Source organism: Pseudomonas sp. CCI1.1, from assembly GCF_034348165.1.
GTDB classification, from domain to species: Bacteria; Pseudomonadota; Gammaproteobacteria; order Pseudomonadales; family Pseudomonadaceae; genus Aquipseudomonas; species Aquipseudomonas paracarnis.
Genome location: NZ_CP133780.1, coordinates 438,582 through 465,231, shown reverse-complemented (window position 1 = coordinate 465,231; position 26,650 = coordinate 438,582). Strand labels below are relative to the sequence as shown.

General features: G+C 62.7%; 25 protein-coding genes. 12 read left to right on the top strand and 13 right to left on the bottom strand.

Going from position 1 to position 26,650, the window contains the following annotated elements:
- Positions 1-4 precede the first annotated feature (4 nt).
- Together RHM69_RS02150 and RHM69_RS02145 are read right to left on the bottom strand one after the other, a co-directional pair.
- Positions 5-1,534 carry a class I adenylate-forming enzyme family protein gene (locus tag RHM69_RS02150; protein WP_200600137.1) on the bottom strand — a complete coding sequence of 510 codons (1,530 nt, stop codon included), beginning with the start codon at positions 1,532-1,534 and terminating at the stop codon, positions 5-7.
- A gap of 3 nt (positions 1,535-1,537) precedes the next feature.
- Positions 1,538-2,716 carry an acetyl-CoA acetyltransferase gene (locus RHM69_RS02145; protein ID WP_200600136.1) on the bottom strand — a complete coding sequence of 393 codons (1,179 nt, stop codon included), beginning with the start codon at positions 2,714-2,716 and terminating at the stop codon, positions 1,538-1,540.
- Positions 2,717-2,846: 130 nt separating this feature from the next.
- On the opposite strand from RHM69_RS02145, the gene RHM69_RS02140 reads away from it, so the two are divergent.
- The 5 genes from RHM69_RS02140 to ltrA all read left to right on the top strand — a co-directional run bounded on the left by RHM69_RS02140 (position 2,847) and on the right by ltrA (position 8,754).
- Complete coding sequence (locus RHM69_RS02140) at positions 2,847-3,419, top strand: LuxR C-terminal-related transcriptional regulator (protein ID WP_019817306.1); 573 nt, start codon at positions 2,847-2,849, stop codon at positions 3,417-3,419.
- A 238-nt stretch (positions 3,420-3,657) separates the two neighbouring features.
- Positions 3,658-4,554: a VOC family protein gene (locus RHM69_RS02135; protein ID WP_019817307.1), complete on the top strand. Its 897-nt coding sequence runs from the start codon at positions 3,658-3,660 to the stop codon at positions 4,552-4,554.
- Entirely contained in the window at positions 4,551-5,942 is a 1,392-nt protein-coding gene (locus RHM69_RS02130) for an alginate export family protein (RefSeq protein WP_137271405.1), read from the top strand. The genes RHM69_RS02135 and RHM69_RS02130 overlap by 4 nt, the downstream gene beginning before the upstream one ends.
- Before the next feature lie 93 nt (positions 5,943-6,035).
- Positions 6,036-6,854, top strand: coding sequence for an alpha/beta fold hydrolase (locus RHM69_RS02125; protein ID WP_014718098.1), 819 nt, complete (start codon positions 6,036-6,038; stop codon positions 6,852-6,854).
- A gap of 478 nt (positions 6,855-7,332) precedes the next feature.
- On the top strand, positions 7,333-8,754 hold the full coding sequence (gene ltrA / locus RHM69_RS02120) for a group II intron reverse transcriptase/maturase (RefSeq protein ID WP_011805433.1): 1,422 nt from the start codon (positions 7,333-7,335) through the stop codon (positions 8,752-8,754).
- A gap of 72 nt (positions 8,755-8,826) precedes the next feature.
- Here ltrA and RHM69_RS02115 read toward each other — a convergent pair whose 3' ends face one another.
- The gene (locus RHM69_RS02115; RefSeq protein ID WP_014718097.1) at positions 8,827-9,213 is read right to left on the bottom strand and encodes a DoxX family protein; all 387 of its coding nucleotides are present in this window, start codon (positions 9,211-9,213) and stop codon (positions 8,827-8,829) included.
- A 183-nt stretch (positions 9,214-9,396) separates the two neighbouring features.
- Between RHM69_RS02115 and RHM69_RS02110 the strand changes: the two genes are divergently transcribed.
- A complete protein-coding gene (locus RHM69_RS02110) occupies positions 9,397-10,395 on the top strand; it encodes an NAD(P)H-quinone oxidoreductase (RefSeq protein ID WP_032903454.1) in 999 nt (332 codons plus the stop codon).
- 185 nt (positions 10,396-10,580) lie between these two features.
- Here the strand turns inward: RHM69_RS02110 and RHM69_RS02105 are convergent, their stop codons facing one another.
- Positions 10,581-11,711 carry an alkene reductase gene (locus RHM69_RS02105; protein ID WP_058410443.1) on the bottom strand — a complete coding sequence of 377 codons (1,131 nt, stop codon included), beginning with the start codon at positions 11,709-11,711 and terminating at the stop codon, positions 10,581-10,583.
- 78 nt (positions 11,712-11,789) lie between these two features.
- Entirely contained in the window at positions 11,790-12,467 is a 678-nt protein-coding gene (locus tag RHM69_RS02100) for a type 1 glutamine amidotransferase domain-containing protein (RefSeq protein ID WP_019817311.1), read from the bottom strand.
- A gap of 166 nt (positions 12,468-12,633) precedes the next feature.
- Here RHM69_RS02100 and RHM69_RS02095 point away from each other — a divergent pair, with 166 nt between their 5' ends.
- A complete protein-coding gene (locus RHM69_RS02095; RefSeq protein WP_019817312.1) occupies positions 12,634-13,578 on the top strand; it encodes a GlxA family transcriptional regulator in 945 nt (314 codons plus the stop codon).
- Here RHM69_RS02095 and RHM69_RS02090 read toward each other — a convergent pair.
- Positions 13,556-14,194: a GNAT family N-acetyltransferase gene (locus RHM69_RS02090; protein WP_137271406.1), complete on the bottom strand. Its 639-nt coding sequence runs from the start codon at positions 14,192-14,194 to the stop codon at positions 13,556-13,558. The genes RHM69_RS02095 and RHM69_RS02090 overlap by 23 nt on opposite strands.
- A gap of 47 nt (positions 14,195-14,241) precedes the next feature.
- Between RHM69_RS02090 and RHM69_RS02085 the strand changes: the two genes are divergently transcribed.
- The gene (locus RHM69_RS02085) at positions 14,242-15,114 is read left to right on the top strand and encodes an undecaprenyl-diphosphate phosphatase (RefSeq protein WP_014718091.1); all 873 of its coding nucleotides are present in this window, start codon (positions 14,242-14,244) and stop codon (positions 15,112-15,114) included.
- On the opposite strand, the gene RHM69_RS02080 is transcribed toward RHM69_RS02085, so the two are convergent.
- The 5 genes from RHM69_RS02080 to RHM69_RS02060 are packed head-to-tail and all read right to left on the bottom strand — an operon-like array spanning position 15,111 to position 19,556.
- Positions 15,111-16,073 carry a Dyp-type peroxidase gene (locus RHM69_RS02080; protein ID WP_019817314.1) on the bottom strand — a complete coding sequence of 321 codons (963 nt, stop codon included), beginning with the start codon at positions 16,071-16,073 and terminating at the stop codon, positions 15,111-15,113. The two genes, RHM69_RS02085 and RHM69_RS02080, sit on opposite strands and share 4 nt — an antisense overlap.
- 48 nt (positions 16,074-16,121) lie before the next feature.
- Positions 16,122-16,940: a sugar phosphate isomerase/epimerase family protein gene (locus RHM69_RS02075; RefSeq protein ID WP_020303161.1), complete on the bottom strand. Its 819-nt coding sequence runs from the start codon at positions 16,938-16,940 to the stop codon at positions 16,122-16,124.
- A gap of 2 nt (positions 16,941-16,942) precedes the next feature.
- Complete coding sequence (locus RHM69_RS02070; RefSeq protein ID WP_200600134.1) at positions 16,943-18,142, bottom strand: NAD(P)/FAD-dependent oxidoreductase; 1,200 nt, start codon at positions 18,140-18,142, stop codon at positions 16,943-16,945.
- Positions 18,139-18,465, bottom strand: coding sequence for a MocE family 2Fe-2S type ferredoxin (locus RHM69_RS02065; protein ID WP_019817317.1), 327 nt, complete (start codon positions 18,463-18,465; stop codon positions 18,139-18,141). Before RHM69_RS02065 ends, RHM69_RS02070 begins: the two co-directional genes overlap by 4 nt.
- Positions 18,462-19,556, bottom strand: coding sequence for a fatty acid desaturase family protein (locus RHM69_RS02060; RefSeq protein WP_014718086.1), 1,095 nt, complete (start codon positions 19,554-19,556; stop codon positions 18,462-18,464). Before RHM69_RS02060 ends, RHM69_RS02065 begins: the two co-directional genes overlap by 4 nt.
- A gap of 161 nt (positions 19,557-19,717) precedes the next feature.
- On the opposite strand from RHM69_RS02060, the gene RHM69_RS02055 reads away from it, so the two are divergent.
- Complete coding sequence (locus RHM69_RS02055; protein WP_038449824.1) at positions 19,718-20,767, top strand: LacI family DNA-binding transcriptional regulator; 1,050 nt, start codon at positions 19,718-19,720, stop codon at positions 20,765-20,767.
- A gap of 18 nt (positions 20,768-20,785) precedes the next feature.
- Here the strand turns inward: RHM69_RS02055 and RHM69_RS02050 are convergent, their stop codons facing one another.
- Positions 20,786-22,747 carry a sigma-54 interaction domain-containing protein gene (locus RHM69_RS02050; RefSeq protein ID WP_200600132.1) on the bottom strand — a complete coding sequence of 654 codons (1,962 nt, stop codon included), beginning with the start codon at positions 22,745-22,747 and terminating at the stop codon, positions 20,786-20,788.
- A gap of 187 nt (positions 22,748-22,934) precedes the next feature.
- Here RHM69_RS02050 and RHM69_RS02045 point away from each other — a divergent pair, with 187 nt between their 5' ends.
- Genes RHM69_RS02045 through RHM69_RS02035 form a run of 3 tightly spaced genes read left to right on the top strand, consistent with a single transcriptional unit; the run spans position 22,935 to position 25,676 of the window.
- The gene (locus RHM69_RS02045; protein ID WP_019817321.1) at positions 22,935-23,954 is read left to right on the top strand and encodes a Gfo/Idh/MocA family oxidoreductase; all 1,020 of its coding nucleotides are present in this window, start codon (positions 22,935-22,937) and stop codon (positions 23,952-23,954) included.
- Positions 23,951-24,730 (top strand): TIM barrel protein, encoded by a 780-nt coding sequence (locus RHM69_RS02040; RefSeq protein ID WP_014718082.1) that lies wholly within the window; start codon positions 23,951-23,953, stop codon positions 24,728-24,730. The genes RHM69_RS02045 and RHM69_RS02040 overlap by 4 nt, the downstream gene beginning before the upstream one ends.
- A 19-nt stretch (positions 24,731-24,749) precedes the next feature.
- Complete coding sequence (locus RHM69_RS02035) at positions 24,750-25,676, top strand: sugar ABC transporter substrate-binding protein (RefSeq protein WP_019817323.1); 927 nt, start codon at positions 24,750-24,752, stop codon at positions 25,674-25,676.
- 122 nt (positions 25,677-25,798) lie between these two features.
- Here RHM69_RS02035 and yghU read toward each other — a convergent pair whose 3' ends face one another.
- A complete protein-coding gene (gene yghU, locus RHM69_RS02030; protein ID WP_020303155.1) occupies positions 25,799-26,629 on the bottom strand; it encodes a glutathione-dependent disulfide-bond oxidoreductase in 831 nt (276 codons plus the stop codon).
- Positions 26,630-26,650 lie beyond the last annotated feature (21 nt).

The following is a 26,650-nucleotide window of genomic DNA, read 5'->3' as shown; positions in this document are numbered from 1 at the left end:
CATGTTAAAGCGCGGCGATACTCGCGGTTTGCAGCCAATGCCGCAAGTCGGTCTTGAGAATCTTGCCGTAGCTGTTCTTCGGCAAATCGCTGCGCCACACATATTTTTTCGGCTTTTTGAACGAGGCCATGCGCGCCAGGAACCAGGCCGTCAGCTCGCTTTCGTCCAGCGGCTGGCCGCTGCGCGTCACGACAAAGGCCACCACCGACTCACCCCATTGCGCGTCCGGCTCGCCCACCACGCACACTTCGAACACCTCGGGATGCTGGGCCAGCACTTCCTCGACTTCACGCGGGTACACGTTGCTGCCGCCACTGATGATCACGTCCTTGGAGCGATCCGTCAGGGTCAGGTAGCCGGCCGGGTCGAGGTAGCCGATGTCGCCGGTCAGCAGCCAGCCGTCCACCAGCGTCTGGCGCGTGGCCTGCGGGTTGCGCCAATAGCCTTGCATCACCGTGGCGCCACGCACCGCGATTTCACCGCGCTCGCCGGTGGGCAGTGGCTGGTGCTCGGAATCAAGAATGCGGATCTCGACACAGGCTTGCGCGTGGCCCACCGAGGCGGCCAAGGTGGCCCAGTCGGGACGCTGGCGCTCGGCGATCAAGGCGCGTGGCAAGACGCTGATGGTCATCGGGCTCTCGCCCTGGCCGTAGATCTGCACCAGGCGCGGGCCGAAGGTGTCGACTGCTTCGCGCAGGTCGGCCAGGTACATGGGGCCGCCGCCGTAGACGATGGTCTTGATGCCGGCGCCGTGATAATCCTGGCGCCGCGCCTGCTCGACCATGCGTTTGACCATGGTCGGCGCAGCAAACAACGACACATCGCCCATGTGCTCGGCCAGCCCGAACAGCTCGGCGGCATCGAAGCCATGGGAGGCCGGCACCACATGGCGGGCGCCGCAGCGCACATGGATGAAGTTGTACAGGCCGGCGCCGTGGGACATGGGCGCGGCATACAGCGCCGCATCGTCGGCACTCACTTGATCGACATCCGTGGCGTAGCACAGCGACATGGCGATCAAGTTGCCGTGGGACAGCATCACGCCCTTGGAACGCCCGGTGGTGCCGGAGGTGTAGAACAGCCAGGCGAGGTCGTGATCCTGGCGGGGCACCGGCTGCTCCAGGCTGGGCCAACCATGGCTGGGCGGCAGCGGGTGGCCGTCCAGTTCCGTGCAATGCGCGGGCAAATCCCGCGATGAAAATACCTGGCCGCCGTCGGTAAAGATCAACCGCGCCTCGGCATTATCGGCAATCCAAGCCGCTTCGCTGGGGTGCAGCTTGGCGTTGATCGGCACCGCCACGCCGCCCATCCACCAGATGGCGTAGAGCAGTTCCAGGTAGTCGCAGCTGTTTTTCATCAGCAGCGCCACCGCGTCTCCCGGCACTAGGCCATGCTGCTCCACCAGGTGCGCGGCGCGTTGGCGCACGTGGGCGGCGAAGGTGGCGTAGTCGGCCACTTGCACGCTGCCGTCGAACAAGGCCGGGCGTTGCGGGGCCCGGCGCTGGGTGTCGTGCAGCCAGTTGGCAATGTTCATGGCTCAGCTCCGGCGTGCCTGCAGGACCGAGGCGTAGTTGGCCACCGCCATGCCGCCCATATTGAACACCAGGCCAAACTCCGGGTTGGGCACCGCCAGGCCAATCGGTTCGCCGGTCAATTGCCGGAACGCCAAGGCATGCATGGACACCCCCGTGGCACCGACGGGGTGCCCCTTGGCCTTGAGCCCGCCGGAAAGGTTCACCGGCAAGCGCCCGCCGGCGCGCACCACGCCGCTGTCGAGCACGCGATGGCCTTCGCCCTTGGGCGCCAGGCCCATGGCTTCGTAGATCAGCAACTCGGCAATGGTGAAGCAGTCGTGCACTTCGGCGAAGCTCAGGTCGGCCAGGGTCACATTTGCGCCGCGCAATGCTGAGTGAATCGCCCGCTGCGGGCCCTCGAAGGCGAGGATGTCGCGTTGGGCGATGGGCAGCGTGTCGTTGACCTGGGTCATTGCACGTATCTGCACCTCGCGACGAAACGCCCGCGCACGTTTGGGCGAGGCGAGGATGATGGCGGCGGCGCCATCGCTGATCAACGAGCAATCGGTCAGGCGCAGGGACTCGGCCACGAACGGGTTGCTTTGGGAGACGTTATTGCAGTGCTCGAAATTCATCTCCCGATGCATCTGCGCCAAGGGGTTGGCCATGGCATTGGAGTGGTTTTTGGTGGCGATGGCCGCCATCGAGCCCAGCGGGCAGTGGTAACGCTCGGCGTATTGGCGGGCGGCGCGGCCGAACAACTGCGGGAAACTCAGACCGGCTTCGGCCGGATCGTTCTGGTAACCGGCCCCGGCCAAGGCTTGGGTGACTGCGGCGGTGCTGGTGTGGGTCATCTTCTCGGCGCCCACTACCAATACCAGCTCGGCGCTGCCGGAGAGAATCGCATTGACCCCCGCCTGGATCGCTGCCGAGCCGGACGCACAGGCGTTTTCACAGCGGGTGGCAGGTTTGAAGCGCAGACCGGGGTCGGCTTGCAATAGCAATGAGGCGGCAAACCCGTCGGGCACCAGCCCCGAGTTGAAATGACCGAGGAACAACGCATCGATTTGCGACGCGTCAATCTCGGCGTCGCTCAGGGCTTCCCGGGTCACCTGGACGATCAGGTCTTCCAGCGTCATGCCTTCCAGGCGACCAAAGCGGGAGTGACCAGCGGCAACAATGGAGACGCAATCAGCAGGCATAATCAATTTCTTCTGTTCTTGATTCGGACTTTACTTACAATGACCCACCCCTGATCGTGCGCCAATTCGTGTAACTACTTACACGGGTAAGTAGCGCCCCAGGGCATTGAACAACGAGGCAGGATGCCCCATGACCGCGCTAGCCCAGCAATTTCCCGACCTCGAACGCCTGGCGTTCAAGCTGTCCCCTGCCCCGCAGATCGTCACCAGCGACCGCGTGATTCTCGACTGCAACGACGCTTTTCTGAAGCTGTTCGGCTACGCGCGCGATGCACTGGTCAACCAACTAACCCTGCTGATCTACCCGTCCCAGGCCGACTACCACGCCATCGGCAAGCGCAGCCATGACTGGCTGCTCGACAGCGACAACGGCTTTTATTCCGATGAACGCTTCATGCAGCACCACAACGGCGAAGTGTTCTGGGCCAAGTCCCACGGTTACACCCTCACCCCCAAAGACCCATTCAAACTGATGATCTGGCACTTCGAACGCCTGGACCGCATGCACCAGGGCACCGGCGACCTCACGCCCCGTGAGCGGGAAATTGCCATGCACATCGTCAACGGCTTCAAATCCAAGGAAATCGCCCTGCGCCTGGCGATCTCCCACCGCACCGTTGAGGTGCACCGGGCGCGGTTGATGAAGAAACTGCAGGCCAAGACGGTGGTGGAATTGGTATCGAAGATCATCATGGTGGCCTGACCGCAATGCCCAAAGCAGCGAAGATCAAATGTGGGAGCTGGCTTGCCTGCGAAAGCGGTCGTGCAGTCATAGATGCAGTGACTGACACGCCGTCATCGCAGGCAAGCCAGCTCCCACATTTAAATTGAGGGGCGTCAGGTAGCTGAAACGTTCAACCGAGCACGTCCATACAATTCCCCACCGCCCTGCCCCCCTAACCTCACGGCTTTCGAACCCTCAGAAGCGCTGGAGAACGGGCATGGGTAACACAACAACCAAGGTATCGCTGGCATTGACGCTGCTGGCAAGCGCGATGATGAACAGCGCGTTCGCCGCCACCCCAAGCGTGGCCGTGGCGCCGCAATACGACACCAGCCATGTGTATGTGGCACCGGCCGATGTGGACCGTTTTGCCCAGAGTTTCCTCGCCACCTTCGGCGGCAAAAGCACGCCACAGGTCGTGGTCAATGTGCTGCCGGTACCGAGCAGCACCACCTCGCAACTGCTGCAAACCCCGGCGGGTACGGTGTCGTTGTTCGGCTTTACCACCCCCGTACCCCACCCGTTCGGCCAGGAACGCAACGGCTATCTGGTCAAGGACATGGACGTGGCCCTCAAGGCCGCGCGGGAAAATGGCGCCGATGTGATCGTCAGCGATTTCCCCGACCCCATCGGCCGTGATGCCGTGGTGCAGTGGCCGGGTGGTGTGAACATGCAGCTCTACTGGCACACCAAGACCCCGGATTACACCGCCTTCGACACCGTGCCGGAAAACCGTGTGTATGTGTCTCACGACAGCGCCGAGCGGTTTATCAAGGCGTTCCTGGGTTTCTCCCACGGCAAGGTAGTGAGCGACGACAAGCACGCCCCAGGGGTTGATGTCGGCCAGGCCGGCGGCCACTACCGCCGCGTGGATATCGAATCGCCGTTCGGGCGCATGGCGGTGCTGGTCACCAACGGCCAACTGCCCTACCCGTTCGGCCACGACACCACCGGTTATCAGGTCAACGACCTCGCCGCCACCCTGGGCAAGGCCACCGGGTCTGGTGCCACCGTGCTGGTGCCGGCGTTCGACAGCAAAGGTCGGCGCAGTGCGTTGGTGGAGTTCCCCGGCGGTTATGTCGCAGAAATCCACCAACTCAGCGCGGCAAAATGATTCGTCACGCAGGCTGGAGCCTGGCGGTGCTGTGGCCGTTGCTTGCTGGCAGCGTGCAGGCCGACGATCCGCCGGTACGCCCGGTGATCAAGGCCAACCGCTGGCAGGAGGACTGGTCTGTGCTCAAGGACCCGGCGTTGCGCACGCAACCGCTGGACAACCTCAAGTACATCCCACTGTCCGCCGCCAACCCGTTCACCTACTTGTCGTTGGGCGCAACCTTGCGTGAACGCTTCGAGATGAACGACGCCAGCGGGTTCGGCGTGCGGGATGTACCGCGTGACCGCTACCTGATCCAGCGCTTTCAGGTGCACGCCGACTTGCACCTGAACGAACACTGGCGGCTGTTCACCCAGCTGGAAGATGTGCGGGCCTATGACAAGACCACGATTGGCGGTGCCGACCAGAACCGCGTCGACCTGCGCCTGGCCTTTGCCGAATACGTGAAGACCTTCAGCGCCGGCACCTTCAAGGCAAGGGCTGGCCGCCAGGATTTCGCCTTCGACTTGCAGCGTTTCATCTCGTCACGGGACGGGCCGAATGTGCGGCAGTCCTTCGATGCGTTGTGGGCGGACTGGGAAACGTCGCAATGGCGCTTTATCGGGATCGCCAGCCAACCGGTGCAGTATCAGGATGGCCGGCATTTCGACGACAAGTCCAACAGCGACGCGCGCTTCCACATGCTGCGGGTCGAGCGGCTGGTGGGCGGCACCAATGAGCTGTCGGCCTATTACGGCGTGTACGAGCGCAGCGCCGCTCATTACCTGGACGCCGACGGCGAAGAGACGCGCCAGTTGCTGGACGCCCGCCTCGGTGGCGCAGCCCAGGGTTTCGACTGGGACGTCGAAGCCATGCTGCAACGGGGCTCGGTGGGTAGCAAGACGATTCGCGCCTGGGCCGGTGGCAGCCGCACCGGCTACACCTTTGACACGCTGGCCTGGAAGCCGCGTATCGGCCTGCAACTGGATATCGCTTCCGGTGACCGCCAGGCCGGTGACGGCCGGGTCGGCACCTTCAACCCGCTGTTCCCCAATGGCTATTACTTTTCCCTGGCGGGCTATACCGGCTACAGCAACCTGATCCACGTCAAGCCGTCGATTACCGTCAAGCCCCTCGCCAAGCTCAGCGTGCAAACCGCCGTCGGCCTGCTGTGGCGGCAGACCACCGCAGACGCCGTCTACACCCAGCCCAACCTGCCCGTGGCTGGCACGGCGGGCCAAGGTGAGCGCTGGACCGGCGCCTACGGTCAACTGCGCACCGACTACGCCTTTACGCCCAACCTCAGCGGTGCGGTCGAGGCCGTGCACTACGCGGTCGGCCAGACCCTGCGTGATGCCGGTGGGCACGACAGCAATTATCTGGGCATGGAGCTCAAGTTCAGTTGGTGAGACAAGCACACCCATACAAGCCTCGGCTCAGGTTTACGGCAATAGTGATGCGGTTTTTTCACCGCCCTTTTTCAGCCCTGCAAGGAGTTTCAGATGAGCACATTCGTTGCCAAAGACGGTACCCAGATCTACTTCAAGGACTGGGGCAGCGGTAAGCCCGTGCTGTTCAGCCACGGCTGGCCGCTGGATGCGGACATGTGGGAATACCAGATGGAATACCTGAGCAGCCGTGGCTTTCGCACCATTGCCTTTGACCGTCGTGGTTTTGGCCGCTCGGACCAGCCCTGGACCGGTAACGACTACGACACCTTCGCTGACGATATCGCCCAGTTGATCGAACACCTGGACCTGCAGGACGTGACCCTGGTGGGCTTCTCCATGGGTGGCGGTGACGTGGCGCGCTACATCGCCCGCCACGGCAGTGCCCGTGTCGCCGGCCTGGTGTTGTTGGGCGCGGTCACGCCGATCTTCGGCCAGCAAGCCGACTACCCCCAAGGCGTGCCTGGTGAGGTGTTCGATGGCATCAAGGCCGGCCTGTTGAAGGATCGTGCGCAGTTCATCAGCGACTTCAACACGCCGTTCTTCGGTCTCAATAAAGGCCAGCACGTTTCAGAGGGTGTGCTCAGCCAGACCCTGCAGATCGCCATGCTTGCCTCGCTCAAGTCGACCGTGGATTGCGTCACCGCGTTCTCGCAAACCGACTTCCGCCCGGACATGGCCAAGATCGACGTACCGACCCTGGTGATCCATGGCGACGGCGACCAGATCGTGCCGTTCGACACCACCGGCAAAGTCGCGGCGCAGATGATCGAGGGCGCACAACTGAAAGTGTACAAGGATGCGCCGCACGGGTTTGCCGTGACCCACGCTCAACAGCTCAATGAAGACCTGTTGGGGTTCCTGAACCGCTGAACCTTGAAACATCCTCTCCTTGTTTGGCCGGGCTCGCCCGGCCTTTTTTTGGTGCGCCAGGCATGGCGCGTTGCGCGCAAGCGCAACCAGCTTGGCTGTGGTGGCCACGCTGGTGACTGGGAGGTGAAAGTCCTCTACACACCCGGCAAGGGGAAGTGTTAGCCAGAGGCAAGGGTGTCGCGGGTGACTGCGAATCTGAAGGAAGCCCGAGGCAAAATGCTGGCCTGACGAACAGGAAGCGGATAGAGGCGGCGCAGCGGGGTAAGAAGGCCAAAATCTTCAAAGCCCAATACTTGCACGGAACGCTGTGACGTAGATCCGACAGGCATAAGCAGGAAGGTCGCGCGAATTACCCTGGGAGATCTGCACGTTTGCCAGTGTGCTACCGAGCGTCGAGAGGCGATGGGATGAGCGTGCAGAAGTCAGCCGAAGCCGTAGTAAGTGGCGAATAACCGCGCCACCAAGGGCCGAACAGGTTATGCCGCCAGTAGGCGTCAGAGTCTCGTTGAATACCGAAATGCAGAAATTTCTCCAAGAGAAGACTGTGACTCCGAGTCCCGGACAGAATCCGAGGATGACGGCTGACAGCGCAAAGGTATCGACGGCATCTGTGACGTGGACGAACGCGGAGCCGGACACGCTGATGGCGCGGGTGCTTGCACCGGCCAACCTCAGACGTGCGTATCAGCGCGTGGTCAGCAACAAGGGCGCGCCGGGTGCCGATGGCATGACGGTCGACGACTTGGCGGACTACGTGAATCAGTATTGGCCGATCCTCCAGAGGAGGTTGCTGGCCGGCGAATACCACCCGCAAGGTGTACGCGCCGTCGACATCCCCAAACCCAAAGGCGGCACCCGACAACTGGGCATTCCCTGCGTCGTGGATCGCCTGATCCAACAGGCACTGCTGCAACAGCTCACGCCGATCTTCGACCCGCTGTTTTCGGATTACAGCTACGGCTTCCGTCCGGGCAGAAGCGCCCACCAAGCCATCGAGACAGCCCGCGCCCATGTGGCGGCAGGGCATCGCTGGTGCGTGGAACTCGATCTTGAGAAATTCTTTGACCGGGTCAACCACGATCTCCTGATGGCGTACGTGGCGCGCCAAATCGTAGATAAACGCGTGCTCAGACTGATCCGGCGGTACCTCCAAGCCGGTGAGATGTCGGGTGGGATCGCCAGCCGACGGCAGGAAGGGACGCCGCAAGGCGGCCCGCTCTCGCCGTTGCTGTCGAACATCCTGCTCAACGAACTCGACCGCGAGCTGGAACGGCGGGGTCATCGCTTCGTGCGTTATGCCGACGATGCGAACATCTATGTGCGCAGCCCTCGTGCTGGCGAACGAGTGATGGCCAGTGTTGAGCGCTTCCTGAATCAGCGCCTGAAACTAACGCTGAATCGGGATAAGAGCCGAGTAGCCGGGTCTTGGATGTGTGATTACTTGGGTTACGGGATGAGCTGGCATCAGCAACCGAGACTGAGAGTGGCGACGATGAGCCTGGGTCGCTTGCGCGACCGGCTCAGAGAGCTGCTACGTAAAGCGCGGGGCCACAAGGTGGCGACTGTCATCGAGCGGATAAACCCCGTGCTGCGCGGATGGGCGGGCTACTTCAAGCTGAGCCAGAGCAGACGGCCACTTGAGGAATTGGACGGCTGGGTGCGTCACAAGCTTCGCTGTATCGTCTGGCGTCAATGGAAGCGGCCCTCTACGAGGGCGCGCAACTTGATACGCTTGGGACTTAATGCGGCGCGGGCGTGGAAATCGGCAGTCAATGGCCGAGGCCCATGGTGGAACTCGGGAGCGCCCCATATGAATCAGGCGTTGCCGAAGAAGCTGTGGGACCGCCTCGGGCTGGTCTCGATACTGGATACGATAAACCGACTTAACCGTATAACCTGAACCGCCGTATACGGAACCGTACGTACGGTGGTGTGAGAGGACGGCGGATGTGAATCCGCCTCCTACTCGATTTCAAGCAAAGCGCTGAGCCAATACCAGCCGGCCCGGCCCGGCAATGAGGATGCTGGTAAAGATGATCAACAGCAGCCAGCCGAACTGACCTTCGAACAGCGTCCACTCCGGGTGCACCACCAGCAACGCGATGACCAGCACCGCCAGGATCGGCAGGCACGCCAGGCGCACCAGCACGCCCGCGATGATCAGCAGCGGGCACAGCACCTCGGCAAAGATCGCCAGCAGCAACGTGACATGGGCGCCCAGGTGAAACGGGTCCTCGATCAGCTTCAATTGCTCGCTGTAGTGGAACAACTTGGGCAACCCATGCACCCACAGCAGGAACAACGCCCCGCTGACCCGCAGAAACAACAGCCCGATATCCTGATTTCTTGCTTGGTTCATATGCCACCTGTTTGCGTCGAAAATGACCGGCAGTCAGTGTGTCCAACGTCGCGTCGCCGCACTTGCAGGCTTGTGCTGAAATCCTGCGTTTGCATTGCCCAAAGAACCCGGCATGATCTTGCTGAACTGCCGACCCCGCGCTACGGTCCCAACCCATACGCTCATCGCTACAGGAATTTTTCCATGACGCTTCCCCAAGAAATGACCCTGATCGAAATCACCACCCCTGGCGGGCCCGAGGTCTTGCAGCCGCGCAGCGCCGACGTGCCAGTGGCCGGGCCAGGCGAGATTCTGATTCGCGTGCACGCCGCCGGGGTCAACCGCCCAGACGCCTTGCAGCGCGCGGGCAAATACCCGATGAAGCCCGGCATGAGCCCGATTCCGGGGTTGGAAGTGGCCGGTGAAGTGGTGGCGCTGGGCACTGGCGTGAACGAATACAGCCTGGGCGACAAGGTTTGCGCCCTGACCAATGGCGGCGGCTATGCGCAGTATTGCGCGGTGCCGGCCAGCCAGGCGCTGCCGATCCCTGCGGGCATGGACTGGATTCAGGCCGCTGCCGTGCCGGAAACGTTCTTCACGGTCTGGGCCAACCTGTTCGGCCTCGGCGGTGCCCATAAGGGCCAGCGCGCATTGATCCACGGCGGTACCAGTGGCATCGGTACCACCGCGTTGATGCTCTGCCAGGAGTTCGGCATCCAGGCATTCGCCACGGCGGGCAGCGCCGACAAATGCGCGGCGATTGCCAAGCTCGGTGCCGAGCCGATCAACTACCGCGAACAGGACTTTGCCGAGGTCATCGCCAAACAGACCGACGGCAAAGGCGTCAACGTGATCCTCGACATCATGGGTGCCTCATACCTGAACAATAACCTCAAGGCCCTGGGCATGGACGGCCACCTGGTGATCCTCGGCTTCCTCGGTGGCGGCAAGGCCAACGACGTCGACCTGCTGACCATCCTCGGCAAACGCGCGGTGATCACCGGCTCACTGCTGCGCGCCCGCACCCGGGAAGAAAAAGCCGAGATTGCCCAGCAACTGCGCGAACACGTGTGGCCGGTACTCAGTGCCGGGCGCTGCCTACCGATGATCGACCAGGTCTACGCCTACACCGACGCCGCCCAGGCCCATGCGCGGATGGAAGGTGGGGACCATATCGGCAAGATTGTGTTGCGGGTGAAGTGAGGCGATTCGACTTGCTCGCGAAGGTGGTGTGTCAGTCACTGTATCTGTTACTGCACGACCGCTTTCGCAGGCAAGCCAGCTCCCACATTTGATCTTCATTGCTTCGAGCATAGCGTTCGTTTAACTGACCGGCGTTAGGGCAAGCCTCCTCCCACACTGGATAAAACACAGGCCATCATGGGCTATCACGGCTGTTGGGCATACACCGGATAGTCCACATACCCCGCCTCTGTCCCGCCATACAAGCCTTCGGCCTTCAACGCATTCAATGGCCAGCCATTGAACAGCCGCTGGGGCAAGTCCGGGTTGGCAATGAAGGGCCGTCCAAAGGCGATCAGGTCCGCCAACCCGGTCTCTACCAGCCGTGCGCCGCGCTCGGCGGTGTAGCGGCCGGCGTAGATGATCCTGCCGCTGAAGGTGCGGCGCACGGCCTGGCGGAAAGTCTCGGGCAGGTCGGGCGCGTTGTCCCAGTCGGCTTCGGCGATGGACACATAGGCGATGCCCGACGCTTCCAGCACTTTGATCGCTTCGATATAGGTAAGGTGCGGGTCTTCTTCCACCAGGCCGATGTAGACCCGGTCCTGGTCGGTGCCACTGAACAGCGGCGAAAAGCGCACGCCCAGGCGCTCCGGCCCCACCACCTTGCACACCGCTTCGACAATCTCGCGCAGCAAGCGCAGGCGATTGTCCAGCGAGCCGCCGTACTCATCCTCACGCAGGTTGGAATGGGCCGAGATGAACTGGTTGACCAGGTAGCCGTTGGCCGCGTGGATTTCCACACCGTCGAACCCGGCGTCCAGGGCATTGCGTGCAGCCTGGGCGTAGTGCCCCACCAGCTCTTCGATTTCCAGCGCGGTCAAGGCGCGGGGTACCGGTGGCTGCACCAGTTCACCCACACCCGGCCCGGTTTCAATGAAGGCTTTGGCTTGCAACGCCGCCAGTGCAGACGGCCCCACCGGTGCACCACCGTCGGGTTGCAGCGCGTGATGGGACACCCGCCCCACATGCCATAGCTGGGCGAAGATCACACCGCCCTCGTCATGCACCGCTGCGGTGACTTTGCGCCAACCCTGGATTTGCGCCGGTGTATGGATACCCGGCGTCCACGCGTAGCCCTGGCCCCGGGGTTCGATCTGCGTCCCCTCGCTGACCATGAACCCGGCACTGGCCCGCTGACGGTAATACTCGGCCATCAGGTCGGTGGCGATATTACCCGGCTGGGCGCTGCGCTGGCGGGTCAGCGGCGGCAGTACGACACGGTTGTTCAAGCGGTGATGCCCCAGCTTGATCGGGGTGTTCAGGATGCAGTCAGGCACGGCGATATTCCAAATTCAGGACGAACGAAAACCGTGGCAACTCCTGGGAGTCGCCACCGTGTAGATCGGTTGATTAACTTAAGCGCAGAGTGTCAGCAGGGCCTTGGCCACTTCGCTGGAGCTGCCTGGGTTTTGCCCAGTCACCAGCAAGCCATCGACGAGGACGAAGGATTGCCAGTCAGCGCCCTTCTCATACTGGCCGCCCAGTTTTTTGAATTCATCTTCAATCAGGAACGGCACGACTTCAGTCAACTGCACAGCGGCCTCTTCCGAGTTGGAGAACCCGGTGACGCGGCGGCCCTTGATCAACGGCTCACCGTTAACCGCCTTGACGTGACGCAAGGCACCCGGTGCATGGCACACAAAGCCGATGGGCTTGCCGGCCCGCTCGAAGGCTTCGATCAGCGCGATGGACACCGGCGACTCCGCCAGGTCCCACAGCGGGCCGTGGCCGCCTGGGTAGAACACGGTGTCGAAGTCGGCGGCGTTGACCGAGTCCAGCTTCACGGTGGTCGCCAAGGCTTGCTGCGCAGCCGAGTCTTTACCGAAGCGCTCGGTCTGCTCGGTTTGCGCATCCGGTTCATCGCTCTTGGGGTCCAGCGGCGGCTGGCCGCCGGCCGGGGAAGCCAACACTACTTCGGCGCCAGCGTCCTTGAACGCGTAATAAGGTGCGGCGAATTCTTCGAGCCAGAAGCCGGTCTTGCGCCCGGTATCGCCAAGCTGGTCGTGAGAGGTCAGTACCATTAATACTTTCATTTTCCAGTGCCTCGGTCGGTGTGAATAACAGTTGTCTCATGTTAGGCAGCGAGGCAGTGGCTCACAATGTCATATCCGCAAGGATTGCGGACATGCACCAAAGTCGGTTGCCGTTTGCCGGGCACGCGCCGACAATCGCCTCTCCCCCGCCCCTTGGAGAGATGCAATGCACAGCGTTGCGCTGATGGTTTACCCGAATTTCCAGTCGTTGAGCCTCAGCCTGGGCTCGGTGTTCGAGTGCGCCAACCTGCTGCGCGGCGAGCCGGCCTATGAGTTTCACCTGGTGTCGGAAAGCGGCGGCGCCGTGATGACCTCCCAGGGTTTTTCGGTGAACACCAGCGCGCTGCGCCCAGAGGGCTATGACACCTTGATTGTCAGCGGCTACCTGGAGTTTCGCCTGCCCGAAGCCAACCTGCTGGAGCTGGTCAAGGCCGCGTCCGCGCAGTCGCGCCGGGTGGCGTCCTTATGCATGGGCATCTTTGTACTGGCCGAGGCAGGCCTGCTGGCGGGCAAGCGCACCACCACCCACTGGATCCATGCGCCGGCATTTCGCAAACGCTATCCGGATATCCACCTGGAAGAAGACAAGTTGTTCATTGTCGACGGCCAGGTGTGGACCGGTGCGGGCATGAGCGCCGGGGTCGACCTGGCGCTGGCGATGGTGGAGGACGACCTGGGCAGCGGCCTGGCCCGGCGCATTGCACGCAAGCTGGTGATTGCCCAGCGCCGCGGCAGCGAGCAGTCGCAACTGTCGGCCTTGCTGGAACTGGACCCAAAGTCCGACCGCGTGCAGTTGGCCCTGGCCTATGCCCGTGAAAACCTCACCCATGATTTGTCGGTGGACGCCCTGGCCGACGTTGCCCGGCTCAGCCCCCGCCAGTTCAGCCGGGTGTTTCGCGAAGAAACCGGTCAAACCCCAGCCAAAGCCATCGAAGCCCTGCGGGTGGAAGCTGCGCGGGCGATGATGGAAATCAGCCGTCACCCGGTAGAGGTGGTGGCCCGCGAAACCGGGTTTGGTGATCGCGAACGCATGCGCCAGGCGTTCCTCAGGGCCTTCGGGCAGCCGCCCCAGGCGATGCAGCAGGCTTTTAATGCAGCGATGCCCGGGTAATCAGGTAGTTCACCAACTGCGGGTCATCGTCCAATTCAATGCTCTGCACCGGGCGCGGCAGGTTATCCAGCACGGCGCGCCAGAACGCCTGGGACACCTCGTCCTGATCATAGAATCGCACCAGCCAATTAGCCGCGCCGCTGCACAGCACCTGGCTGGCGATGGCGCGGCCGATGCCCTTGCGGCGGTAGCGCTTGAGGATGAACAGGTCGGCCAGTTCCAGGGCGTCGATGCCAGGCAGTTCGCTGCCTTCGATCAACAGGAAGCCGGCGATGTAGCCGTCTACCAGCAGCAGGTTGGCGCTCCATTGCGGGTCGCTCCAGTAGCGGGCCAAGTGTTCGTCATGGATGTAGAAACGCCCATCGGCCTCGACATCTTCCTGTTCCCAGTCCGAAGACTCATAGGCGTAGTACTGGTAAAGATTGCGGATCAGTTCGGCTTCTTCGGGGCCGGTCTGGATCAATTCGACGGTGGTTTCAGGCATGGGGCTCTCGGTGGAAAAACGCAGGGCGCCATTGTTCACAAAAGTGCTGCCCACGCCAATGGCCTGGCGAATCCTTTCTATTGGCTGAACCGATTGCAAATAGCGGTTGCCCTGGCCGAAATCCTGAAACATTTAGAATAAACTTCGCCGGTTCCCCCTTTTGCTCAAGGACACGTATTTTGACCAACGTCTGTACCGCCGGCCTGGATGTGGGCTTTGCCTCCCTGGATTACCTGCAAATCTTCATCCTTGGGGTGATCCAGGGCATTACTGAATTGCTGCCGGTGTCATCCACCGCCCATATGCGCGTGGTACCCGCCCTGCTCGGCTGGCAAGACCCTGGCTCGGCGTTTTCCGCAGCCATGCAATTGGCAGCGTTGGCAGCAGTGGTCAGTTACTTCTGGCGCGATGTGCGCCAGGTCACCACGGGCAGCATCAGTGCGGTGCGCCGCGGCGACTACAACGACCGCTGGTTCAAGCTCGCCGTGGCAATTGTGCTGGCAACCGTCCCGATTGGCATCGCCGGGCTGGCGTTGTCGTCGACCTTGAATGCCTGCAACTCGCCATTGCGCGGGCTGATGGTGATCGGCATTTCCTGCGTGGTGATGGCGGTGCTGCTGGCAGTGGCCGAACTGCGTGCCCGGCATACACGCGACGTGAGCCAAATGCGCCTGCGCGATGCCCTGATCGTGGGGGTTGCACAGATTGGCGCGTTGATACCGGGCGTATCGCGTTCGGGCTCCACGTTGACCGCGGCGCTGTTCCTGAATTTCAAACGCGAAGAAGCGGCGCGGTTTTCTTTCCTGTTAGGCTTGCCGGCCATCGCCCTGGCCGGTTTGAAAGAGTTATGGGTGCTGCTGCGCGCCGACCTGCCCGCCCACGCCTGGCCGCACTTGATCTTTGGCCTGGTGGTGGCCAGCGTCTCGGCGTTCTTTGCCATCTGGGGCCTGATGAAATTTCTGGAGCGTTTCTCCACCTGGCCGTTCGTGATCTACCGTGCGCTGCTGGGGATCTTCCTGATTGTGGCGGTCAGCACCGGGTTGTTGAGTTAAGCCACCGGTTCGCGGTCGGCCAGCGCTTCGAGCAAGTCGGCCGAGGGCACGAAGAACAGGCCGCCGGTCACGGCCGTGCTGAAGTCGAGCAAGCGGTCGTAGTTGCCGGCCGGGCGGCCGACGAACATGTTCTCCAGCATCTGCTCCAACGGCTGCGGCGAGCGTGCATAGCCGATGAAGTAGGTGCCGAACTCCCCGGCACCAGGGCGGCCGAAGGGCATGTTGTCGCGCAGGATCTTCACCTCCTCGCCGTCCTCGTCAGTGATCACTGTCAGGGCGCTGTGGGAGTTGCTCGGCTTGGCGTCGTCGTCCAGTTCGATGTCCGACAATTTGGTGCGCCCGATCACCTTCTCTTGAGCCTCCACCGTCAAGCCATTCCACGCGGTCATGTTGTGCAGGTATTTCTGCACCAGCACATAGCTGCCGCCTTCGAACTCAGGGTCTTCATCGCCCACCAGGGTGAAGGCCTCGGCCTTGCGCCCCACCGGGTTCTCGGTGCCGTCGACGAAACCGATAATGCTGCGCATATCGAAGTAGCGAAAGCCCTGGACCTCATCGACCACCTTCACGCTATCACCCAGGGCGGCCATCAGTTGGGTTGCCAGCTCGAAACACAGGTCCATCTGCTCGGCACGGATGTGCAGCAGGATGTCACCTGGGGTCGACACCGCCTTGCGCCCTTGCACACCGAACTCGCGAAACGGATGCAAGGCCGCCGGGCGCGGCGCGCCGAACAGGCGGTCCCAGGCATCCGAGCCAAACCCGCAAACGCACGTCAGGTTGCCCGAGGGCACGCGCTTGCCTACCGAGCGCACCAGGCCTGCGATGTCGGCGCACCAGGCCCGCACGTTTTCAACCGCATCAGGCGCCAGGGTGGCGACCATGAAGATCGCGCTGCTGGTGATCGGGTGACACACCGATTGCGGTTCGAGCGGGGGACGGACGGGGCAGGTTTTCATGGGCATTCCACAGGCTGAGGGCGGTTTGAACCCGCGCAGATTAGCAGATCATCGATGGCAACTGGCCCACACCTGGCGAATCAGGGCTTTGAGCTTGAGCGCCTCGGCCCAGCGATCGGTGAGTTCGCGCCCCTGTGCGTCGGTAATCGCATAGGGTGGCGGGCCCAACTCGCAAGTGAAGGACAGGCTCTGCGGGGTGTCAGCGCGGCCCAGCCAGTGTTCGACCCCATAGCGCCACCAGCCGGTAAATCGCTCGACCCACGGTTGGTGCTGGGGAAAATCCAGGCCAACCTGCACCTGTTCGCTGCTGGCGATGCGGCCATGAAAGCCCCAGCTGTGACGCAGGATGGTGCGTATCTGTTCGTCGTCTTCCACACTGCCGGGCTCGGGCAACTCGCGGCCAACCACGTAGTGGGACAGGTCAGCGAGCAGTTTCAGATCGGGCATCTGTGCCAGCAGGTCGAGGGTGAACAACAGGTCGTTGGTGAGCCGATAACGGTGGGTTTCCAGCAAAATCTGGAAGTCCACCTGTTCGGCCAGGCGTTGCCAGCCGTCGATCAGCCTGGCCGCCTCGGCCTGGGTACGTGGGCGCACGTCGGCTTGCAAGGTGAGGTGGTGACAGCCGTAACGGCTGATCACCTCCAATGCCCTGGCCAGATCATCCACCGATTGCGGGAACAGTTGCCCTTCAATCTGCAGGCCACTGGCCGTGGCCGCCGCGTGCAGGCGCTGCACCGATGCCGGCGCCCAGTAATGCTCGGTGATGCCGTCATAACCGGCGGCGGCGATGCGGTCCAATTGCGCTTCGAGGCTGCCGGGCTCGGTTTGCATGGCCCACATCGATTGGAATACTAACAACTGGCGCATGGTCAGCCTCGCAATAACAGCTTCAGGGATACCTCGGGGTCGGCCAGGCTGGCCGGGTTAAGCGGGATGTGGGCGGTGATCAAGTGCTCGCACAGCTTGATGTCCTTGGCTGCGCGGTGACCCATGGCCCAACCGCAGGCGCCTTGCAAACGGTGATGGTCGTCAAGGTAGAACAGCAGCAGGCCGCCGTCGGGCAATTGCCGGCGGACCATCAGTGCAGTCATCACCCCGACGGTGTGCAAGCCCCACGCGTATTGATCGGACCAGAAACCCGGGATCATCTCGAACGCCAACGCCTGCCCCAGCAGGTTCAACGCCGCGAGACGGCCCTGGGCTTCGGCGTTGCGCCAGGTTTCCTGGCGCTGATAAAGGCCCGCCAGGCGAAACTCGCACACATCCCCCGCCGCGTAGATATCCGCCGCACTGGTGCGCAACTGCGCGTCGACACGAATGCCCTGCCCGACGTCCAAGCCCGCCGCCGCGGCCAACTCGATGTTGGGCTGCATGCCAATGCCGACCACCACCAGGTCGCAGGGCAGCCGCTGCCCGTCGACCAGTTGCACGGCGTCGGCGTGGATGCACTCCAGGGCGACGTTCAAACGCACGTCCACACCCTGCTCACGGTGCAATGCCAGCAACGCGTCACTGATCACCGGCGGCAACACCCGCCCTGCCAGCCGTGGCCCGGCTTCCAGTAGCGTCACCTCGCAGCCCAGGCCCCGCGCCGTCGCTGCCACCTCCAGGCCGATAAAACCACCGCCAACCACCACCAGCCTGGCGCCTGGCTTTAATTCATTGCGCAAGACCAACGCGTCATCATGGGTGCGCAGGTAAAACACGTTGGCCTGCTCTTGGGGCAAACGCCGCGCCCGGCCTCCGGTGGCCAGCAGCAGGCCGGCATAGCTCAACCACTGGCCGTCGGCCAATTGCAACCGGTGGTGCTGCGGCTCCAGGCGGCTGACCGGGTTGGCGGCGATATGCTCTACCTCGAGCGCCGCCAACTGCTGGCTGTCGCACAGGCTGCATTGCGCCAAGTCGGTCGAGCCTTGCAGCAAGCCCTTGGACAACGGTGGCCGCTCGTAGGGCAAGTGCGCTTCATCGCCAATCAGGATCAGGCGCCCGCTGTAACCTTCGTCACGCAGGGTCAGTGCCGCACGGCCACCAGCATGGCCGGCGCCGACGATGATCAGGGGAGCGTTCATTCTTCGGCCGTGACGGCGAGCAGTACCCGCCCCGCATCTACCCGCACGGGGTAGGTCTTGAGGTTGACGCACACCGGCGCGCCCAGGGCCTTGCCGGTGCGGTAATCAAAGCGTCCGTTGTGCTTGGGGCATTCGATCACATGGTCCATCACCAGGCCGTCGGCCAGGTGGATTTTCTCGTGGGTGCACAGGCCGGCGGTGGCGAAGAATTCGTTATCGGCTGAACGGAACACCGCGTAGGTCTGCGCGCCGTGGTCGAAGCGCAGCACGTCTTCTGCTTCTATTTCGCCCACGGCGCAGACGTCGATCCATTGATCGTTCATGCATTTATCTCCAATGACTGGCTTTCAGTCTGTGGCGAGCGAGCTTGCTCGCCACGGGTAGGGCGCTGGACGAAATAGCTGGGGTCTCTGCGCTGGCGCCAGATCGTCGGAATGATTTCCTGGTAGGCCTGCCACAGGTTGGCATACGGCGGCGGGCAGTCGCTGCGGATCTCTTCGTGCAGTTGACTGAGCGCGTGGTAAGGCACCATCGGGTACATGTGGTGTTCGAGGTGGTAGTTCATGTTCATGTAGATAAAGCGCAACACGCGGTTCATGTAGATGGTGCGGCAATTGCTACGGTGGTCGAGCACATCTTCGGCCAGGCCCACGTGTTGGCTGAGACCAAACAGGTAGCCGAGCCACGCGCCGTAGAGGCTGGGCAGGCCCACCAGCATCAGCGGCAACCCGCTGTGCAGGTACAGCGCGGTGCCGATGATCAGGGCGTAGATGCCGACCCAGATACGCGCATCTCGGTACACCTTGGGCCACTCGGATTCGGGGATGAAGTCCTGCTCCTGGGCACTCATTCGCCCGAACGTATGGCGGGCCACGCCGCTGAAGGTCTTCCAGGCCAGGGGCAGGTTGAACAGACTGAGGGCCATCATCCATAAGCTCGGCGGGCGCGGTTCAACGATCTCCGGGTCGCGACCGACGACGATGGTGTCGGTGTGATGGCGGGCATGGCTCCAGCGCCACACGTGGGGTTCGAAGAGGCACATGAAGCTCGCCACCTGATACAGCGCATCGTTCATCCAGCGGGTCTTGAACGCCGTGCCGTGGCCGGTTTCGTGCCAGCGCGGGTTGGAGGCCGTGCCGTAGAGCACACCGTAGGCGATGAAGAATGGCACGCAGGCCCAACTGCCCCAGAACCAGTAGCCGCCGACACCGGTGGCCAACAACGCTGAGAACCACAGGGCGGTGTCGAGCAACGCCGGAGCGTCGCGGCGTTGCATCAGGGCTTTCATGCGATTGCGCGGGATGGGCGACTGGTACCAACGGGCCGAGACCAGGCCCTTGTCGGCGGCCCGGGCGGCTTCGGGGCCGGTGAGGCTGTAATCGCGCCGAGCGCGGTGAGCGGTGTGTCCAGGCATTGTTATTGTTCTCCGCAAGCGTGGGTTTCAGGGGCTTTGCGAAACCAACGATAGAGTGCGGCTAAATCACCCTCAAGGCCTTGAATCCATTCCCTATCAAGCTATCATCCAGGCCCAGCGGGGCTTGATAGTTTTCTATCAAGACGCTCAAGGGGCCTGCCATGCACAACAACAAACGCCCAACCATCGCCACCGTCGCCGCCCATGCGGGGCTCAGCGTAGCCACCGTCGACCGCGTATTGAACGCCCGCGCGCCGGTCAACCCCGGCACCGCCGAACAGGTGTTTCAGGCCGCCGAAGCGGTGGGCTATTTCGCCGCACGGCTGATCGGCCAGCGCATTCGCGAACGTCGGCCCACCTACCGTTTCGGCGTGCTGTTGCTGGGGACCGCCCAAGCCTTCTATGCGCAGTTGGCCCACGCCATTAGCGAGGCAGCGCAGCATCACGCCACCGCTAACCTGAGCTGCCAGTTCGACTACATCAACGACCGCACGCCCGGCGTCATCGTCGCGCAAATCGAACAACTGGCCGTGCAGTGCGACGCCCTCGCGGTGGTCAGCTTCGCCCATCCGTTGATCAACGCCTGCCTGGCGCAGATCCGTGAAGCAGGCGTGCCGGTGGTTGCCCTGCTTTCGGATATCCATGAACACGCTGGCGAACCCTATGTAGGCCAGAACAACCACGTGGTCGGGCGCACCATGGGCTGGCTGCTGGCGCGCACCTGCGGCGCACGCAAAGGCAGCGTGGGCATCCTGTTGGGCGGCCATCGTTTCCTCGGCCATCAGGCACGGGTCGAAGGCTTGCACAGCTACCTGGCCGAACACGCGCCGGGGCTCAAACCGTTGGAGCCGCTGATCAACCTGGACAACTGCGACATCACCGAAGAAGCCACCCTCGATCTGCTCAGCCGCCATACCGATTTGCGTGGGTTATGTGTGGTCGGCGGTGGTGGCGACGGCGTGATCAACGCCCTGGCGCAACTGCCCAAGCGCCCGGCGCTGTGCTGCATCCTGCAAGAGTCCACGCCGTTGTCGCGTCAGGCACTGAGCAACGGCTTGATTGATGTGGTGATGGACTCGCAGCCACGGCAAACGGCCGTGGCGCTGGTGGAGTTGCTGGTGCGCTTGCAGAGTGATGAGGGGTTTGACCCATTGAGGCACCGCGTGCATATACCGCCGCAGATAGTGACCCCGGAAAACCTGTGCAGCTGATCGGTTTGGCTTGAGGTTTCAGCGCTCACGGAAATCGGCGGCGCTCAAGCCAAACCGGCTCATCTTGTTGTACAGCCCGCCCCGCGACACATCCAGTTGCTGTGCGGCCAGGCGAATGTTGCCGCGGGTGCTGGTGAGCGCGGCAACGATGGCGTGCCTTTCATGGCTGCTCAAATCCTGCGCGGGCTGGGGCTGGTAGGCGCGCAACATCGGGCGTTGCTGGGTTTCCAACGGCAAGTCGGCCGATTGAATCAGCTCGCCCATCGCCAGGTTGGTCGCTCGTTCGATAACGTTCTCCAGTTCCCGCACGTTGCCCGGCCAACCATGGGCTGACAGCAACGCTAACGCATCCGGCGCGAAACCTTGCACCGTTTTACGTAGCGAGCGGGCACAGCGCTGCAGGAAGTGCCGCGCCAGCAATGGGATATCGTCACGGCGCATACGCAGTGGCGGCACGCTCAGGTTCAGCACGTTGAGTCGGTAGTAAAGGTCTTCACGAAACGCGCCCTCGGCCACCGCCTGGCTCAGGTTGCGATGGGTGGCGGCGATGATGCGCACGTCGACTTGCCGCGATTGCTTGGCCCCGACGCGGGTGATCTCACCCTCCTGCAAAACCCGTAGCAGACTGACCTGGGCGTCGAAGGACATGTCGCCGATTTCATCCAGGAAGATGGTGCCGCCATCCGCCAGTTCGAACTTGCCTGCCGCCCCACCCCGCGCCGAGCCGGTGAACGCGCCTTCGACGTGGCCAAACAGTTCACTCTGCACCAGGTCCCGTGGGATCGCGCCGCAGTTGACCGCCACAAACGGGCCGTTGCAACGCTCGCTGCCGTTGTGAATGGCCTGGGCAAACAGCTCCTTGCCGGTGCCGCTTTCGCCGAGGATCAAGGTGGTGGACTCGCTGCGACTGGCGATACGCCCCAAGTGCAGTGCGTCTTGTATGGCCCGCGAGGTGCCCAGGATGGTCTCGAAGGTATAGCGGGCCTGGGTGCCGATAATGCGCCGGGTAATCTCGCGGATACGGCGGTTTTCGCGCACCGACACGATCACCCCACCCTGCTCCAGTGGGCATACCGAAACCAGGCAGGCGAGTTGGCTGCCGTCGTGCAAGTGGAAGGTGCAATCGCGGTCGCGCACAGGCTCACCCAGCGCGTCGCTCAGTTCACTGCGGCCCAGGCGCTGGAAAGGACTGCCGATCAACTCACGCCCTACCCCGAACAATTGCCGCGCATAACGGTTGAGCGCCTTGATGCAGCCACGCTCATCGAGCACCACCAAGCCTTCGTTGAGCACTTCGAGTACGGCCTGTTGTTCTTCCAGCAACACCTGCAGCGCCATCTGCCGCGACACCGCCTCGGCCGCCGCTTGAACGGTGCCCAGGGTATGGAAATGAAACCAGCCGGGCTCGGCGGTCAGGGTGAGCATGGCCAGGGTCTGGCCTTGGGCATCTTTGATCGGCGCGGCGGCGCAGTGCATGTGGCGCTGGCGCAGGCCGCTGGCGAAATTTTCTTCAGCCAGCACATACACCAGGCGATCTTCGGCCAGGGCCAGGCCGGTGCAGTTGGTGCCTTGCACCGATTCGAGCAAGCGACTGCCCACCGGGGTGATGTCCACCCCGCAAAAATACAGCGTCGTGCCCTCGGCATCCGTGAGGTTGATATGCCCGCGCGGGTTGTAAGCCAGCAATCCATGCATGACTTGCGCGGCAGCGGCGATCAGGGCGCGATGGTGGGCCAGGGTCGCCGCCAGCGCATGAGGCGCAACAAAGCGGTAGTCGCTGTTACCGGGCTCGATACCCGCCTCGACACTGCGTCGCCAGGAATCCCAGATGACCTGGCGCACCCCGTCCGGACGCACGACTTTGCCAGCCAGGCACTCTCGCCACGCCTGTTCCAACGCGGCGATGGGCCCATCGTTCAGCGCGGCAGGCCCCAGGTTCGTGAGGTATTCGAGGTCTTGCACACTGAACGCCTGGGTCATTGCGGTTATCCATGTTCACATTTCCGACATGTAAGTATAGACATGTCGTGAAAATGAACACTTTTAGTTTGATTAAAATAATAAGCCTTTATAAATCAGCTATTTATAAATTGGCATAGGCCTTGCTCCCGCCCCTGTGTCACCTAGGACGGTCCTGGGGGCCCACAACAACAAAAGGGGTCGTTTCATGAGCACACACAACATCCGCCTGGGTTTGATCGGTGCCGGTCGCATGGGCAGCTTCCATGGCCTTACCGCTGCACGCCATATCCCCGGTGCCTGCCTCGCCGCCATCGCCGATCCGGTTCCAGGCCAGGCCGCTCGCCTGGCAGCAGAACTGGGGGTGGACAAGGCCTACACCGACCCGCAACAGCTGCTGGACGACCCGGACATCGACGGCGTACTCATCGCCGCACCTGCCCGTAGCCATGCCGAGCTGGTGATCAAGGCCGCACGTGCCGGCAAGGGCATCTTCTGCGAAAAGCCCATGGCGATCACGCTGGACGAAGCCGACCGCGCCATCGCCGCCGCTGTCGATGCACGGGTGCCGTTGCAGGTCGGCTTCAATCGGCGCTTCGCCAGAAGCTTTCGCACAGCGCACCTCGACGTCGTCGCTGGACGTATTGGCACGCCGCAGCTGCTACGCTCGCTGACCCGCGACCCGGCGCTGAACAACCCGGCCAACTCGCCGCAATGGGTGATCTTCCTCGAAACCCTGATCCACGACTTCGACACCCTGCGCTACCTCAACCCTGGGGCCGAAGTGGTACAGGTGCAGGTGATGGCCGACGCGCTGATTGCCCCGCAATTCAAAAGCCAAGGTTTGCTCGATACCGCCGTGGTCACCCTGCGCTTTGACAACGGCGCCATTGCCACCGCCGAAGCCAGCTTCCAGGCCGTGTATGGCTACGACGTGCGCGGCGAAGTGTTCGGCAGCAAGGGCATGCTGAGCATGGGCAGCCTTAACGACTGCGACCTGGTGCGCTACCTGGCCGAGGGCATCCAGGCAGACACCCAGCGGATGGACACCGACCTGTTGCGCGACGCCTACATCGCCGAGCTCAACCACTTTGTCGACTGCCTGCGCAGCGGCGCCAAGCCCCTGGCCAGCGGTGAAGATGCGCGCGCAGCCCTGGCAATTGCCCGTGCCTGCATTGAGTCGTACCAAACCGGCAAGGCCGTGGCCGTACAAGGAGCCCGCGAATGATGCCGTTCAAATTGGCCGTCAGCGCCGAAATGGTGTTCCTCGAGTTGCCCTTCATCGAACGGGTCAAACGTATACATGCCCTGGGTTTCAGCACCGAAATCTGGGGTTGGGCCGATAAGGACATTCAGGCCTTGGCGGCGACCGGCGCGGACTTCACCTCGATGACCGGCTACCTCAGCGGCACCCTCACCGACCCCGACGGCATCCGCCAATTGCTCGACAGCGCCCGTGAGTCCCTGGGCATTGCCGAGCGCCTCAATTGCCCCAGCCTCAACCTGCATGGCACGGGCCTGGGTGAAGGCGGCCTGCCCGTGCAGGCCGTCAGCCACACCAACGGGCGCATGTGGCTGAGCGCTTGCAAGAGCCTGGAGAAAATCGCGCGCCTGGGGGAAGACGCCGGCCGCGTGTTCCTGCTGGAAAACCTCAACACCGCCGTCGACCACCCAGGTACACCGTTCGCACGTGCCGACGACACCCTGGCCCTGATCGAAGCCGTCGGCAGCCCGCATCTGAAAATGAACCTGGACCTGTACCACGCGCAGATTGGCGAAGGTAACCTCATCGAATTGATCCAGCGCGCTGGCAGCGCCATCGGCGAAATCCAGGTCGCTGATGTGCCTGGGCGCAAAGAGCCCGGCACGGGCGAAATCCACTACCCGGCCATTGCCCGGGCCTTGCACGCCATGGGTTACACCGGTGTGGTCGGCCTGGAGGGCTGGGCCAGCGGCGACAGCGAGTCGGCTCTGGAGCGTTTCCGCCAGGCATTCACCCTATAACAATAAAAGGAACAGCCTCATGCACCGTTATTCATTACTAGTGGCCGCGCTGTTGTTGATGTTCAGCCAGTGGTCCTTCGCCGCCTATCGCATCGGCGTGAGCATTGCCCGGGTGGACGATAACTTCATGACCTACGTGCGCACCGGCCTGGAGGCGGCAGCCAAACACCAGGACGTGCAGATCCAATTTGAAGACGCCCAGGGCGATGTGGTGCGCCAGCTCAATCAAGTCGAAGGTTTTCTCAACCAGAAGGTCGATGCGGTGATCGTGCTGCCGGTCGACACCGCCGCCACTGCCAACATCACCCGCGCCGCCGTGGCGGCGAAGACACCGCTGGTGTACGTCAACCGCCACCCGGATGAGCGTACGCTGCCTGCGGGCGTGGTCACGGTGGCCTCCAACGACATCGAAGCGGGGCAATTGCAGATGCGCTACCTCGCCCAAAAACTGGGCGGCAAGGGCAATGTGGCGATCATCATGGGCGACCTTGCACAGAACGCCACCCATGACCGTACCGAAGGCGCCAGGCAGGTGCTCAAGGACTTTCCCGGTATCAAGATCGTCGAGCAGCAAAGCGCCGAGTGGCAACGCAACAAAGGCATGGACCTCACCAGCAACTGGCTGCTGGCAGGTACACAGTTCGATGCCATTGTCGCCAACAATGATGAAATGGCAATCGGTGCGGCCATGGCGTTGCAGCAAGCCGGCAAGGCCAAGGGCGAGATTGCGATCGTCGGCATCGACGGCTTGCCCGACGGTTTGGCAGCGATCAAGCGTGGGCTGCTTGCTGCCTCAGTGTTCCAGGACCCCAAGGCCCAGGCGACCCAGGCGGTGCAAGCGGCGATCAAGATGATCAAGGGCGAGCCGATTGAAGCCCAAGTGTGGGTGCCGTTTGAACTGATCAAGCCCGAACAGGTGGCGGTATTCGAACAACGCTACAAATAAATCGAAGCGAAGGAAAACTAAATGTGGGAGGGGGCTTGCTCCCGATGAGAGTGGATCAGTTGTTACATCTGTGACTGATTCACCGCCATCGGGGGCAAGCCCCCTCCCACACTGGATCTGAATCAATCCAGGTCACTTGCATCATGCCGTTCTGGCAACTGCTCCTCACCCGACACCCGGTTCACCCGCCGCCCGCGCTGCACCGCCGGCCGGGCGTCAATTGCGTCGGCCCAGCGCAGCACGTGCTTGTATTCATGCACAGAGAGAAACTCCGCCGAGTCGCCATACAAGCGGCCTTTGACCAACCCACCGTACCAAGGCCATATCGCGATGTCGGCAATGGTGTATTCATCCCCGGCGATGTATTGGCTGACCGCCAGGCGCTTATCCAGCACATCCAGTTGGCGCTTGGTCTCCATGGCGAAGCGGTTGATCGGGTATTCCATCTTGCTCGGCGCATAGGCATAGAAATGCCCGAAGCCGCCCCCCAGGTAAGGCGCGCTGCCCATCTGCCAGAACAGCCACGACAGGCATTCAGCCCGGGCCGCAGGCTCCGTGGGCAGGAACGCACCGAACTTCTCGGCCAGGTACTGCAGAATCGCGCCCGATTCGAACACGCGAATCGGCGTGGCGCCGCTGTGGTCCATCAGCGCTGGAATCTTCGAGTTCGGGTTCACCGCCACAAAGCCACTGCCGAACTGGTCGCCGTCGCCGATCTTGATCAGCCAGGCATCGTATTCGGCGCCGCTGTGCCCCAGGGCCAGCAGTTCTTCCAGCAGGATCGTGACCTTCTGCCCATTGGGCGTGGCCAGGGAGTATAACTGCAGCGGGTGCTTGCCCACCGGCAGCGGCTTTTCGTGGGTGGCGCCGGCGATGGGCCGGTTGATGCTGGCGAAGGTGCCGCCGCTTTCGGTGTCCCAGGTCCAGACTTTGGCAGGTACGTACTCGGTCATAATCAATGCTCCAGAGGCGCT

Coding starts and splice junctions, on each gene's coding strand:
- RHM69_RS02150 (WP_200600137.1), bottom strand. CDS start 1,534: ATGAACATTGCCAACTGGCTGCACGACACCCAGCGCCGGGCCCCGCAA.
- RHM69_RS02145 (WP_200600136.1), bottom strand. CDS start 2,716: ATGCCTGCTGATTGCGTCTCCATTGTTGCCGCTGGTCACTCCCGCTTT.
- RHM69_RS02140 (WP_019817306.1), top strand. CDS start 2,847: ATGACCGCGCTAGCCCAGCAATTTCCCGACCTCGAACGCCTGGCGTTC.
- RHM69_RS02135 (WP_019817307.1), top strand. CDS start 3,658: ATGGGTAACACAACAACCAAGGTATCGCTGGCATTGACGCTGCTGGCA.
- RHM69_RS02130 (WP_137271405.1), top strand. CDS start 4,551: ATGATTCGTCACGCAGGCTGGAGCCTGGCGGTGCTGTGGCCGTTGCTT.
- RHM69_RS02125 (WP_014718098.1), top strand. CDS start 6,036: ATGAGCACATTCGTTGCCAAAGACGGTACCCAGATCTACTTCAAGGAC.
- ltrA (WP_011805433.1), top strand. CDS start 7,333: ATGCCGCCAGTAGGCGTCAGAGTCTCGTTGAATACCGAAATGCAGAAA.
- RHM69_RS02115 (WP_014718097.1), bottom strand. CDS start 9,213: ATGAACCAAGCAAGAAATCAGGATATCGGGCTGTTGTTTCTGCGGGTC.
- RHM69_RS02110 (WP_032903454.1), top strand. CDS start 9,397: ATGACGCTTCCCCAAGAAATGACCCTGATCGAAATCACCACCCCTGGC.
- RHM69_RS02100 (WP_019817311.1), bottom strand. CDS start 12,467: ATGAAAGTATTAATGGTACTGACCTCTCACGACCAGCTTGGCGATACC.
- RHM69_RS02095 (WP_019817312.1), top strand. CDS start 12,634: ATGCACAGCGTTGCGCTGATGGTTTACCCGAATTTCCAGTCGTTGAGC.
- RHM69_RS02090 (WP_137271406.1), bottom strand. CDS start 14,194: ATGTTTCAGGATTTCGGCCAGGGCAACCGCTATTTGCAATCGGTTCAG.
- RHM69_RS02080 (WP_019817314.1), bottom strand. CDS start 16,073: ATGAAAACCTGCCCCGTCCGTCCCCCGCTCGAACCGCAATCGGTGTGT.
- RHM69_RS02075 (WP_020303161.1), bottom strand. CDS start 16,940: ATGCGCCAGTTGTTAGTATTCCAATCGATGTGGGCCATGCAAACCGAG.
- RHM69_RS02070 (WP_200600134.1), bottom strand. CDS start 18,142: ATGAACGCTCCCCTGATCATCGTCGGCGCCGGCCATGCTGGTGGCCGT.
- RHM69_RS02065 (WP_019817317.1), bottom strand. CDS start 18,465: ATGAACGATCAATGGATCGACGTCTGCGCCGTGGGCGAAATAGAAGCA.
- RHM69_RS02060 (WP_014718086.1), bottom strand. CDS start 19,556: ATGCCTGGACACACCGCTCACCGCGCTCGGCGCGATTACAGCCTCACC.
- RHM69_RS02055 (WP_038449824.1), top strand. CDS start 19,718: ATGCACAACAACAAACGCCCAACCATCGCCACCGTCGCCGCCCATGCG.
- RHM69_RS02050 (WP_200600132.1), bottom strand. CDS start 22,747: ATGACCCAGGCGTTCAGTGTGCAAGACCTCGAATACCTCACGAACCTG.
- RHM69_RS02045 (WP_019817321.1), top strand. CDS start 22,935: ATGAGCACACACAACATCCGCCTGGGTTTGATCGGTGCCGGTCGCATG.
- RHM69_RS02040 (WP_014718082.1), top strand. CDS start 23,951: ATGATGCCGTTCAAATTGGCCGTCAGCGCCGAAATGGTGTTCCTCGAG.
- RHM69_RS02035 (WP_019817323.1), top strand. CDS start 24,750: ATGCACCGTTATTCATTACTAGTGGCCGCGCTGTTGTTGATGTTCAGC.
- yghU (WP_020303155.1), bottom strand. CDS start 26,629: ATGACCGAGTACGTACCTGCCAAAGTCTGGACCTGGGACACCGAAAGC.